This is a genomic window from Pseudomonas sp. P9_31, assembly GCF_034008235.1.
GTDB lineage: Bacteria > Pseudomonadota > Gammaproteobacteria > Pseudomonadales > Pseudomonadaceae > Aquipseudomonas.
Map to the genome: position 1 here is coordinate 3,335,786 of NZ_CP125375.1, position 13,074 is coordinate 3,348,859.

7 protein-coding genes and 1 pseudogene are annotated in these 13,074 nt (G+C 53.7%); 6 read left to right on the forward strand and 2 right to left on the reverse strand.

Annotated elements, in window-relative coordinates; all coding sequences use genetic code 11:
- Nucleotides 1–416 precede the first annotated feature (416 nt).
- Nucleotides 417–1,484 carry a DUF2971 domain-containing protein gene (locus QMK51_RS14595; RefSeq protein WP_320390660.1) on the reverse strand — a complete coding sequence of 356 codons (1,068 nt, stop codon included), beginning with the start codon at nucleotides 1,482–1,484 and terminating at the stop codon, nucleotides 417–419.
- A gap of 26 nt (nucleotides 1,485–1,510) precedes the next feature.
- Between QMK51_RS14595 and tnpC the strand changes: the two are divergent.
- Nucleotides 1,511–2,908, forward strand: a pseudogene (gene tnpC, locus QMK51_RS14600) (IS66 family transposase).
- A gap of 250 nt (nucleotides 2,909–3,158) precedes the next feature.
- Here the strand turns inward: tnpC and QMK51_RS14605 are convergent.
- A complete protein-coding gene (locus QMK51_RS14605) occupies nucleotides 3,159–6,218 on the reverse strand; it encodes a hypothetical protein (protein ID WP_320390661.1) in 3,060 nt (1,019 codons plus the stop codon).
- 108 nt (nucleotides 6,219–6,326) lie between these two features.
- Here QMK51_RS14605 and QMK51_RS14610 point away from each other — a divergent pair.
- From QMK51_RS14610 to QMK51_RS14630, 5 genes are all read left to right on the forward strand, one after another.
- Nucleotides 6,327–7,507, forward strand: a protein-coding gene (locus QMK51_RS14610; RefSeq protein ID WP_258696059.1) for an IS3 family transposase whose coding sequence is annotated in 2 segments (ribosomal slippage) — nucleotides 6,327–6,591 and nucleotides 6,591–7,507 — 1,182 coding nt in all. Because the reading frame shifts where the segments join, the coding sequence is not laid out codon by codon here.
- 610 nt (nucleotides 7,508–8,117) lie between these two features.
- Nucleotides 8,118–10,310, forward strand: a complete 2,193-nt coding sequence (locus QMK51_RS14615; RefSeq protein WP_320390662.1) for an ankyrin repeat domain-containing protein — start codon at nucleotides 8,118–8,120, stop codon at nucleotides 10,308–10,310.
- 102 nt (nucleotides 10,311–10,412) lie between these two features.
- Nucleotides 10,413–10,652 carry a hypothetical protein gene (locus tag QMK51_RS14620; RefSeq protein ID WP_320390663.1) on the forward strand — a complete coding sequence of 80 codons (240 nt, stop codon included), beginning with the start codon at nucleotides 10,413–10,415 and terminating at the stop codon, nucleotides 10,650–10,652.
- A complete protein-coding gene (locus tag QMK51_RS14625; protein WP_320390664.1) occupies nucleotides 10,649–11,878 on the forward strand; it encodes a B12-binding domain-containing radical SAM protein in 1,230 nt (409 codons plus the stop codon). The genes QMK51_RS14620 and QMK51_RS14625 overlap by 4 nt, the downstream gene beginning before the upstream one ends.
- Before the next feature lies 1 nt (nucleotide 11,879).
- Complete coding sequence (locus tag QMK51_RS14630) at nucleotides 11,880–12,476, forward strand: dTMP kinase (RefSeq protein ID WP_320390665.1); 597 nt, start codon at nucleotides 11,880–11,882, stop codon at nucleotides 12,474–12,476.
- Nucleotides 12,477–13,074: the final 598 nt, after the last annotated feature.

The following is a 13,074-nucleotide window of genomic DNA, read 5'->3' on the forward strand; positions in this document are numbered from 1 at the left end:
GCTCCCAAACCTGATGCAAATGGGGGCAAAATTGGGGCATATTTTAACTTTTTCTGCCTGAAAATATTGTTCTAGAGCCCAGTCAAAATGTTCTTCGGCTTGCCTGAGAGCTTATGATCCGCACGTTGAGAGCAAAATTTTTATGTACTTAAACCAATCCCTCTCGGTACTCACCTCCAGGCTCACGTGTTGAGGTGCTCTACCGAGCAGAGACGCTGCCCAACGGCGAGGCGGATATGGCGATCACACGAATGAGACAAGCGCTGGGGCTCGAATCGTAGATTCCGATCGGCTTTCACGAGTCGCCTACTGCTGCGGCTCGTGAAGTTCTCGCCATGCCTGCCACCACAAACCAGTAACCAACTCAGTACGTAGGCCGTGTCAGTGCCTTCTTCTGTCAGATCGCTCCGAAATGGTTACTCCTGCATCATCCACTCCCGAGGCATGTTGCCCTGCTGCCGTCCATTCATGGAACACCAATCATCGAGGCTAGTGGGCAGCGAGATCATCCGGAACTCATTGGGCGCGAGCGCAACCTTGTAGACCGGGATGTCGATTTCGCTGCAGATGTTCAAGATCTCAAGCGCATGTGCATCCGAGATTTTAGCACCGAGATGAACAGCCTTGAGGGGCGCTCGACGGTTGAAGCCTTTGACCTCTATATCGCCATCTGGAATTACCCAGCGCCATTCACGTTCGTATTGCCAATCGACAGCCTTGCACAACGATGCAGCAATGCCAAAAAGCTCGTTGTAGTCCTTGCCCAAGCGGTGAGCTTTGAGGATATGAGTGATGTCGAACAGCTTTTCTGTGTAGGCGACCGGCCAGAGTGTGAGGGTTGGAAGCTCATTCCGATGAAGGCTTGTGAAGTCATACTCCATGGCAAAACCGGTGTGGTTATGGCCATAGTGACTCCACATCAGCACCGAGTCCAAGCGCTCACTCAGGCTGCAGATTTTATAGCTGCTTTTGAGCTGATCAATGAGATTGGGGAGCTGCCCAGCTTGGTGATTCGGCGCCAAAACCCCAACTTCGTGAATCCATTGATCAACATTCAGAGGGCATGGCTCTTGAGCCAATGCCAGTGCTACTACCGCTGCAATGGGATCATCGGACACAAGAGCGGTGGCGACCTGCTCATCGCTGAAACCAAGTTCATCGAGTTTTTCCCACGCAGCGAGCTTACGGTAATTTATCCAGAACGCCGTGTCGTATGGGTCGTTGAACTCATTGGCCACGCTCAGATAGAGGGTTTTCTCAGCCAAATTCTTGAATGCGTGATCGCCGCATTTTCTGATTTTGAAAAGCCTATTGGGCGTGTGCAGAGTTTTCCCGTTGACTAGCTTCGGGATGTCCATATCGCCAATGGTCGCTGACGCAAAATTCTCAATGAAATCTCTTACCCAATCCCTATCCACACGAATTCCTTTGTCTACGTGGCTCGCTTGAGCCGGAGAAATTACCACATCTAGAGCCACGCTCACCCTCACCGCCCGGTATAATCCGGGCCATGATTTCTCTGCCCGATGACCTTCCTGATGATCCTGTCTTGCTCAAGCAACTGCTGCTTGAAGCGCTCCATCGCCAGGAGGAATCGGCCCAGGCTTATCAGACCCACATCGTCGATCTGAAAGAACAGATCAAGTTATTGCGCGACCGTCTGTTTGGGCGCAAGTCCGAGCAAACCGTTGAGCCCAATACGCCGCATCTGGCGTTGTTCAACGAGCCTGAAAGCAAATCCATGCCGTTGGTTGGTGGCGCCGATGAAGAAGTTGTTGAGCCGACACCACGCCGTGGTAAACGCAAGCCGTTGTCGGCTGATCTGCCGCGTATCGAAGTCATCCATGAACTGCCCGAACACGAACTGACCTGTGCGTGCGGTTGCCGCAGACATGCCATCGGCGAAGAGACCAGCGAGCAACTGGATATCGTGCCGATGCAGATCCGCCTCATCAAACATATCCGCAAGGTCTACGGTTGTCGGGGCTGTGAAGAGGCCCCGGTCTCGGCAAACGCTGGCTCGCTGGATTACTCAGTGCAGCGAACACTTCCAGCCGCTGATCAATTTGATGTGTGACCGCCTGCTGGAAAGTCCGGTGATTCACTGCGATGAAACCCGCGTCCAGATACTGAAAGAGCCAGATCGAGATCCGACCAGTCAATCCTGGATGTGGATGCAAGCCAGCGGTCCGTCGGATCGAAAAGTTGTGCTGTTTGATTACACATCCAGCCGTGCGCAGGAGGTGCCGCTGCGCTTGCTGGACAGTTATCGCGGTTATGTCATGACCGATGATTACGCCGGTTATAACGCCTTGGCGTTGCAACCGGGCGTGGAACGTCTGGCGTGCATGGTCCATGCACGACGCAAGTTCGTGGACGCACAAAAAGTACAGCCCAAGGGTAAACCGGACGAGCAAATATTGCGCTGACGATGATCAACAAGCGGTACGGCATCGAACGCGAGCTCAGGACGTCAACGACGAACAGCGGTTTATCGGTCGTAAGGAGCGAAGTCTGCCGATCCTGGCGCAACTGAAAAGCTGGTTGGATAAAACTCAGTCGCAAGTGACGGCACAGAGTGCGCCGGGCAAGGCGGTGCATTATCTGGCGAATAACTGGAGCCGGCTGGAACGCTATGTCGAAGCGGGTTACTTACCTATCGACAACAACGCGGCTGAAAGAGCGATCAAGCCGTTTGTCATCGGGCGCAAGGCCTGGCTGTTCAGCGATACCGTCAACGGTGCCACCGCCAGCGCAAATCTACAGCCTGGTCGAGACCGCCAAGGTCAACGGCCAGGAGCCTTATACGTGGTTGCGCCACGTACTGGAACGGTTGCCGCACGCCTCGTCAGTAGCAGACTACGAAACCCTGCTGCCGTGGAACTGCTCGCCAGAAATGCCCCGGTAAACTGTTATCCCACTATTGGGCAGGTGAGGTTAGTGAATCGCATACATCAGATTTTGGCTTGGAATGTGGGCTTCATGGCGCGCTTACGATTGTTCAGGGCTCCTGCTCGGCAGACGAGTATGAGGAAACCCAGTTCCAGCTGGCGAGCATCGAGCAGGCATTGTTTGCCGGCTATACGGTTTAATCAGGTGGGTGATCAATTCCGCGACACCGGAACCTTAGCATGCCAGTATTTCGGTATCGCAGATTGTCAGGATTGCAGATTCAAGAGCTGGTGATAAAACGTGACCGGAACTTGATTCAGTAGCCGCACCTCTTTGTAGTAACGAATGTGAGGACTGCTTCGGGTCAAGATCCTCGCAAGCGACGAATGAGTCCCCCGTTCAAATCCATCATAAGAAAGACTCTGAATAAACTTGCAATATCTATCGGACAAGTTCGCAAAATTAGCAGCGGCAGCATAGACAATGATAAGTACCGTGCTGCAACCAACCGAGTTATAGAGGTGAATCCTGTTCATGTGCTCGCGGATAACGTTTCGCTCAACCGCTTTCAGCCTAAAGGCCTCTATAAGGGCTATATATCTGTCGCCCTTGTCCATTATCCAGGCATCTACTTCTCCGACCTCATCACCTGACGCAGAACTGCCGCTACGGGACTGGTCGCGAACCGTCCAGCCAGCGAAATTCATGCGATGGCGCATCAACGAGACGAGCCAGTCATTGATTGAGTTCTCTTTTACGAGAGAACTCACCTTGGAAGGTGTCACTTTATATGAACGCCTCAAATGCATGCGCCGTAACAGCAACTCCAACCCAATGTGGTCAATCACATCAAGCAGATATTCGTCTAGAGTACTGGCACTGTTACTGAAAATTTTTACTTGATCAACGGCTTGCATATTACAAATACTATGCCATGCATTTAGCGAATCTGCCTCCGATGAAAAAAGGCCATTGGTGCCCAGAGCAATCGTACTTGCCTCAAATAACTCGCCCTCGAAGCTCGAAGCCCTTTTGTCTATTTCTTCCGGTAGATTCTTATGAAGCCGTCGCACACGTTTCATGCGGTCGAGCGCTTCACCTGTGCGCCCGACATATTTGAGATACTCACACCTTAACAATGAAATTTCAACGTTGTCCTGCTGTTGAATAGAGGCCACACTCCAGAATCTCTCGAACACCTCCAGGTTAAGTATTTCAAGACTTAGTTTCAGAATATAATAGAGATCCATATTTTCCAGCGAGGATAACTTGAGGTTTTCATAGGCACGCACCCATCGCTCACAGTACAAGCGCCTCTCGATATTACCGCCGGTTTTTGCTTTTTCGAGCGCCGCCCTGACAAGCCCGCTCATCTCCCTGATTGCTCGTGGCCGGAGCGACATGTGCTCAAAACGCCGAAGCGCACTTGACACATCAACATCTATCTCAGCGGTCGCCAGGAGATATTCGCAATAACGCTCGACTTCTGATGCGTGCATATCATCGCTACATCTCAACGCCTTCAATTTTTCGAATCGCTCGACAGCAGACAGACTAGCGTCGTCAAAGACCTGTTTGAGTTGAATTTGCGCGGACAAATTGTTTAACCGTGTGTCATGCGATTTATGGCTACTCTTCCTCGCATACTCAATATAATAGCTCGCCATTTCGTGCTGACCATTATTGGCTGCCATGGTAATCAACTCGTAAATTTGCGGCATCCAATGAAGTTTTTCGGACACAGCCGCTCTATTGGATATCTCCGCTTCGATCAGCGCTTTACGCCTCGGCGCCTCGGTTCTTTCAAGCAATGTAAATATCGCCGTCAGTGGAACGTGCTCGCTCGAAACGAGCTTCACTAAGCGATCAAACATGCTGTCTTGAAATAGATTGGCTGCCGCGCAGATCTGTTGCCACACTCTAAGCGGACTGTGCTCAGAATTGTCTATGAAGTAGTCCAGCGCGCCCGAGTAACGACCATTACTAAAGCCAAATTTTTCAACTATTGAAACTATTTCACCTTCGCCACCGGATACGCTCTCCAACTCCGTTTCGGCAGCATGCAGCGTCAGCAGCAACCTCAGGTGCATTCTGACACCCGCGATAAAACTCCTCAGCTTATTGGGGTCATCGCTCACGTCATCTATGCACAGGTCTTCGAACACATAAATCAACTTCGCCTGTTGACCTTTTGGCAAATTGCGATATAAACAGGCCCAATCAAGCTCATCGAAAGCGACAGGAGCCTCGCGCTCATTGCACTTTTTCTTGACCAATGTATTCAGCACCGTCAAGTAACTTTTTGCCAACTGCGTAGAAACAGATCGAAGCACGGATGCCTTATTACCCTGCATGCCTACAGTTGCTCTCAGCATCCAAAAAAGGGCAATCCACTCCCCTAGCGGGACTTGGCCAGGTATTTTATTTCTTTTCTCCAGACGAGACTTGAGAATTCCCATGAACGGCTCAACGTTATGTGAAAACAGTTGAGCCTGCGAACCCGAGCAATCCACATAATGAATGGACATGATCGCTTTATTAAAGGAGGGTAAACAGGTATCGTCAATGGATTTTCCATGCGAAGAACCGCATAACTCACCCTCTACAAACCACGCAATAGCTTCAGCTAAATTTTCCAGCCCGCTCATCACTTGCGCAGCATTCAAATAGTCGGAATAGGAGTCAACGTATATCTCTAACGCTTGAGTCCACAGAAGATTTTTCCAGATCTTGTCATAGGCAACCTTTGACGAATTCAGCTGACGGATTCGCTTTATATTCCCATAAATCTCGATCAGGCCAATGTGATTAGTGGGGAAAAACGAAAGCAACATGCACAGATATTTTTTATCTATTGCAGACTCAAGCAACATCCCGATCAGTCTTGGCAGTTTCGGCGCACACTCAAGCAGCTTTTTGGCCAAGGGAAAACTGCTATCTTTACTGTACAGATTATTCTCGTTTCGAATGATAGTGGCAACCAGGCTCCCACTTATTTCTCCACCGCTATGGTTTCCCCATCGCGTGGTATCGGCCCACCATTGAGCCTTTTCATATAGAGAGTCATCTTCGCCTGCAGGATCCAACAAGCCTTTGATCAACCCCAGATCCAATTGATCGGGATGCTTGCGTCGGCCTGCTCCTTCACTGCTGGCAATTTGTCGCACGCCACGCTGGGCAAGCACCACATCTACGGCACATACGGACCAGTCATCATTCAGGGATTGGTCGTTCAATAAATAATCAACACCTGCTTTCAGGAATTCTTCCTTATCGATCTCAGGCCTATCAAAGGCTAAGTCAAAGATGTAATTCCACCCCGTCACCAACCTCATTTTCAGGGTATAGGTCGCGAACGCTTCGTCTACAGTGCAGTGGTCTAATTTCCCCGGACACCTCGATAGGTGGAGAATGCATCTATCGAGGATTTTTTCATGACTGGCAAACGCAGAACATTCGACGACAGCTTCAAACTGCAAGTGGTAAAGATGATCAAGGACCAGGGACTGGCCGTTCCGCAGGTCTGCCGCGACCTGAATATTGGTGAGACCGCCGTCCGGCGCTGGGTGCAGCAGTACGAGGCTGAACAGCTGGGAGATGTCGGAATCGGCAAACCGTTGACTGCTGAGCAACAACGTATCCGGCAGTTGGAGCAGGAAAATCGCCAGCTCAAGATGGATAACGATGTATTAAAAAAGGCTACCGCCTTCTTTGCCCGCGAGCTGAAGTAACGTATCGCTTGGTTCGGCAGCTGCAACAGAAGGCTTATTCGGTGGCGCATGTCTGTCGGCTGCTGGGCATCAGTCGATCCGGGTTCTACGAAGCCAACAAGCGTGCTGAAGTGCCAACATCAATTTGTCCCATGGCTCTGCAACTCAAGGCATCGTTTGCCGCAAGTGGCGGCTGTTATGGCAGTCGTCCGTTGCGTAAAGTGTTGCACGCCAAGGGCATGGAAATAGGCCTTTATAAAATTCGTCGCTTGATGCGTGCCAACGGTCTGCGTTCGGCTTGGAAGCGTAAGTTTGTGCATACGACAGATAGCAACCACGACCTGCCGATTGCTGAAAATGTGTTGAATCGCCAATTTGAACCCGACGCAGTAAACAAAGCTTGGGTGGCAGACATTACCTACATCCGGACCCGAAGCGGCTGGTTATACCTGGCCGTGGTGCTGGACTTGTTCTCACGCAAGATAGTCGGCTGGTCCATGGCCCCGAACATGCCGGCTGAGCTGGTGTGTAGTGCAATGCAGCTGGCGATTGCTCAACGTCAACCACCACCGGGTCTGGTCGCCCACTCGGATCGTGGCAGCCAATACGCGAGCGCAAGCTACAGAGCGCTGTTGGCAAGAAATGAAATGCAGCAAAGCATGAGCCGTAAAGGTAATTGCTGGGACAACTCAGTGATGGAGCGCTTCTTCCTGAGTTTGAAAATGGAGCGGGTATGGCGGCGCGATTACGCCAACCACGCCGAAGCGATACGTGACATCACTGAATACATCGTTGGGTTTTACAACAACGAGCGGCTGCACTCGAAACTGGGATATCTGCCACCGACCGTTTACGAACGGGCAATGGCGTCTAAACCTCCTATCGAGGTGTCCGGAATTAGTTGACCACTACAAGGATCGAATTTCCCGGGAACTCTGAATTCGTCCCCTGTATCCAGAACCAATCGCGAGTAGTACCAGTAGCCTGCGTAACCTCCTCCAGAGACAGTAGACAGGATATCGACCTTCTTCATTAGCCCAGTGGTGTGCATGCCTTGAAGCACCCCCATTGCAAAACTGGAAGCTTTGGTTCCTCCTCCTGCCAATGCTAAACCGAGGTTTGGAGGTGCTCTCCTACCTGCCCCTTCTCGTTCATTACGAAATAAGTAATCCATATGAGCCAACTCGAAATAGCCGCTCTTGACCTCATAGCGAGCATTTTTCTTCAACCAGTCATCTTGCGTCGGAACTGCAGCACACCCGGATAGGAGAATGAAATACAACGGAACGTAGACGCTAGGGACTTTGCACATTGCGGTAAGCATCCTTCCATGGGGGATGCGCAGAGCATAGATGAAAGTTTGCGTCATACACTGAGCGCGAGGGCTTAAACAAATAGACACCTCGGGCCTTTGGCACACCAGCAAAATACGCTCGCTTGGTAGATTGCCGCCACCAGGGGCGGACCATTACTCTGCCATATCAGCAGCTGCTGCTCTATGTCTAAGGATCAAGGATGAACCACTCTCTTCTACCGAAACCTGGTGCGTCGCTTCGTTCACTCATAACCTCCACTGGATATCGGCCTCACTTTGTTCAGCGCGGTACCGTGAAAGACCTGGATGACCAGGCTTTGGAGGCGCGCAGAGGAAGGAACTATGACTTGCTAACGCAGAGTGCAGAGCAATGGATCGCAGCGATAGACAAGGACGGCGACCACGAATGGCGGCACCTAGTGCGTTCAGGTTGGGCGCGTTATGCGATGGTCCTCAGGTACATGGCCCGCCAGGCAGATACCCGCACACTCAGACGACCTGCTCGGCTGATTGCCTTAAGGCTTGTGCTCGTTGAAATCGCAGCGATCATCAAACGAGCGACGGCAGAAATTCCTTCGATGCACCGCACCCGCTGGTGGGAAAGCCCTTTTGCTCATTGGTTGCAGGCGGCGCGGGCCCAGACTGGGCTGCCGGCGCGTCTGATCCGCGACCAACTCGGCAATCACCTCGACGTAGACGTGCGGACACTTGAGCGTTGGCAAAATGGTGAGCCGATCGGCAAGCTGAGTTGGCCCTACTTGGAGGCAGTGCGTGCAGCCCTCCAAGGCTGCTCGCTGAGTGAGGCACAAACCAAGCGCCTAACCGGCTGGCTCGCTATGGTCGTCTGGGTACAGTCCTTCAGCCAATCATTACGCAAGAAAGTAAGCGCCATGGTCGACCAACTGGAATTGCCCAAGCTGCGAACCCTTGATCAGGTTATCGAGGATCTGCACGGCACAGCGGCGCCGTTTGACGACGATCTGCTGCCGCTGGTTGGTCCTGTAGTCGCACGTCTCAATCAACTGCTTAGAGACGCCAAACAACACCGCGATGCCATCGAACAACGCCTTAGCTTGCTCCACTCCGTGTGTGAGGTCGGGGGGCCAACTGCAGCAGCGGAATATCGGCCACTGTGGTTGTTGATGACTGCGCGGTACTTCGCCAGGGTCGAACGCAAAGAGCAGGCGCTGTCCTACTTTGAGCAAGCTCATCAGGCCGCCTGGTGGCGCGGCGGGCCAATCCAGCACGATATCCTTCGAGAGGCACTATGCTATGCGGTAGGGGTTAACGATAAGGTTCGCTCCAACCAGTACTGGGACGACTTGTACCTGCTCGGTTTGAATTCGGGCCCTAAATCTGAGCTGGACAACCAGCATATGCGACGGCTATCGCGAGAATTCAACAGAGTATTCGCACCGCTCAAAGCCGTAAAGCGCATCTCCGCGCCCTATCGCGGCATTGTTATGGACCAACCTTTCATGCTGTCAGCGAAGGACCTGGCCAACCCCAATCGAATCAGCGCCGAAGCGGAAGGCAGTGTTCGCTACAGCGTATTTATGAGGGCGATCATGTTCGGGACCCTGGCGGACGTGAAAGCACTGGTAGCGAAGGGTGCCAGCATGGACAGAGTGGTCGAGGAGTCAGGCGAGCATCCGCTTGTTACCGCCTTGCGAAGAGCCGAAGACACTAAAGACCTTGACGTAGTGAGGTACCTGCTGACCCTACCGATCGAGTCAAAGACGATTAACCTTGAAGCATCAACCCGCCGGCAGACTGCACTATGGCTGGCTATAAACATCGGCGATCCCGAGATCGTCGTGTCTCTACTTGAGAAGGGCGCCGACCCGGCGCAGGCCTGCTACACCTCTCCGAGTTCACTCATCTACGCCATGGGCAAGCTCGCTGATTGCCTATTGCCGGATATGGTTCATCAGCGAGAGGCCTATCTTGCAGGGCGAACACCTACAGACATCTACGATGCCAACGCGCGTGCGATTTTCGACATCGAGCTGGCTCCCAACAGACAGGCGCAATATGCGTTCCTTAACAACCCGATCGCTGCAAAGTTCCACCAGGAAGTCATGGATCACTATCGAGGCGAGGCGCCGGCCCGGCGGGCAGTAGTGATGGCCTTGCTGGCTAACGACGCGGATCCGAACTGCCGCTATCCAGACACGAATGGCCACGAGGGTTACTGGACGCCCACACTCAACGCAGCACAACTGGGGGATTTGGCGGTACTTAAAGCCATGATCAGTGCAGGTGGTGACCCCTGGCTATCCTTGGATAACGACTCGCCGCTAGCACAAAAGGATGCCCTCTGGGCTGCGACACTCTACAAGCAGGACCATGTTGTCCAATACCTCATGGGGCACCTGCCGAGCCGGACCTAAGGCCCCCGGGCATTTTTCCATTTTTCTTTCTCTTTCCTGTCGAGCCCCTCCCCCCGTCTCTGCAGCATCGTTCGCGCATCCAAACGCAGTAGAGGCGGCACCATGCACTTGAGCAACGACAAAAGTATCAACCAATTGGCCCAGGACCTGTTGAAACAGGGATGGACGCTGATCAAGGGGCGCCACGGCAAGCTGGTCCCACCGTGCGGCCGCGGGCTGGTCATCGTACCCGGCACACCAGGTGACCACCGAGCCTTTCTGAACTTTCGCCGTGACGTGCGGCGGCGCCAGCATGGCCACGCAGAACGGTATCAACATGACTCCCATGGAGTTCAGCCATGAAACCAGTGGTTCTGGTATCGCTGGACTGGCGCCGCCCTCAGGATGGCCGTACCGGCCTTGGCATCGCCTCCATCGCCGCTGCCCTGCAAGCCGCGGGTGTTCCGTTGAAAATCGTTGATGCCCAGGTGAATAGCACCAGCTTCTCGCTTGAGCAGGTTCAGAGCCAGCTCGAAGAGGCCATTTGCGAGGTGGGGCAACCTTGCCTGGTCGGGTTTGGGGTCTATGTATGGAACGACGATGTAGTGCTACAGCTGACACACCAGATCAAGCGGCCCGGAGTGGGCGTGGTGTTAGGGGGGCCGCAGATCTCATACATGAAGTGTGGCGCGCTGGAGGCGGCGTACCCGCAGGCAGATGTTTTTGTACGTGGCCAGGGCGAAATGGCGATGGTCGCGCTTACCACCGGCGGACCAACGGTGAGCTGCGGTATCCACATGGCCGACACTCCTGACCTCGGCGGTAAAGCCGATCACGACTTGCTTGTTCTGCCCTCCCCTTGGCTGTCCGGTACCGCGCCGCTGCAGCGAAACATCCGCTGGGAAACTCAGCGCGGATGTCCATTCAAATGCTCGTTCTGCCAGCACCGCGAGCCCGGTGTCAGGCTAATAAACCAGACATTCCATCAAGACCGCCTCGATCGCGAACTGGCCCTTTTTGCAGCTCACGGGGTTGAACGGATATCGGTGTTGGACCCAATCTTCCACGCAAATCCACAGCGTGCCATCGATATTTTGGAGCAGGCAAAGACCGCGGGGCTCACGGCGCATCTCGCCCTGCAGTGCCGCTTTGAAATGTGCACTTCTGCATTCCTGGACGCACTGGATGGCCTATCCGTGACCTTGGAGTTCGGCCTGCAGACCACCATCGAAGGTGAGTACCGGGCGATTGGTCGCCCCAACCGCATGGATGTGGTGGAACGGACAATCCGCGATCTACAGGCCCGCAGTCTGGACTTCGAGGTGTCCTTGATCTACGGGCTGCCGAACCAGACCTACGACTCTTTCCAGCAAAGCGTCGACTGGTGCTTGCAACAGCAAATCCCGCGAGTTCGGGCCTGGCCACTTATGTTACTGCGCGGCACGCCGCTCTACGAGGAACGAGAACGTCACGGCTTTGTGGAGCGAGGCGATCAGCACATACCCATCGTAATCGCGAGCAACAGCTTCACCGAAGCGGATCATGCCCGGATGGAGCACATTGCCCGCATGCTTGAGCGGAGGAGCTGACATGGCTGCATTCATTGCGTTGGAGGGGTTGGATGGTGTGGGCAAGTCCACACTGGTGAAGGGGCTCGCTGAACACTTCGCCGGCGTGGCCATGAGCACCCCCGGTGATGCCCTTGCACAGGCCAGGCCTCATGTACTCACCGCCTTTGCCCATGACGAATTGGCAAAGGCACTGTTCTATGCCGCCAGTGTCTCCAGCCAAGGTAATGCAGCGCGACGGCAGGTCGAACAAGGGCACTGGGTCGTGATGGACCGTTACTGGGCCTCCACCATTGCTTACGCGAAAAGCCGCGGCGTGGTTGCTGACTTAAAGAGCCTTTCAAGGCATTTTCCCGTGCCCGATCTGACAATCCTGGTGCACCTTGACGAAGATGAGCGCCGAGCACGGCTATTCAATCGTGGCGCGACACCTGAAGATCTAGAGACGTTGAACCTAGCTTTTCGCAACCGAGTGTTTGCTGATCTGCAAAATCGTTGCGACGGTATGGCCGACGTTAGCGGGCTAGGTGTAGCAGATGCCGTTCGCAAGCTGGTGAGCTACATAAACTCGACACTATCGTCACCTCCGGTCGACGCGGCGAGCGCGCCTTCTAATTGACGGAGTTTCAAGCCCAGTGAATGGCAAGGCTTCTGAGTTTGCGAGCGGAATGCTCGGTAGTGTGTTTCGAGGAACAAGAGCCTCGGTCGCGGTGTGAGTTGAAAGATCCGCTTCCCGTACTAGCGCGTGTAAGCAGGGTTCTTGAGGATGTCGGCGCCACGCTTTCTTTGAGACCTACCTGGCCGGACCGAACAACCGATGTCTGGGTGCGAAGCCTTCGCAGATCGGCCCGCAGCAGCTCGAACGCTTACGCTGAAAATTTTGAAGTCAGCGCTGTGATTAAATGGGTCGCTCAAGGCTGGCCTCGCGATGCTGCTGGTACGCCATGACCCAAAGCCGTAGCGAGGTGAGAGCTATCTGGAACTGGTCCGGTACATGCCTGACCCCCCTGCTTCGGTTGATGAAGGCAAGACCAGAAACACGATGTTCAACTTTGCGTACCACTTCAATGCTGAACAACCGCTCCTAAGGCGCTTTCCGCGGCCAGGCGCCTGGCATTACGCTCCTGCTGCCGACGGACACGCAGATCGATGCCCCTAGCAACCATCCAGTGCCCTGGCGACATCACGCAGAGCACGAGCATCTCGCAAGTCAATTT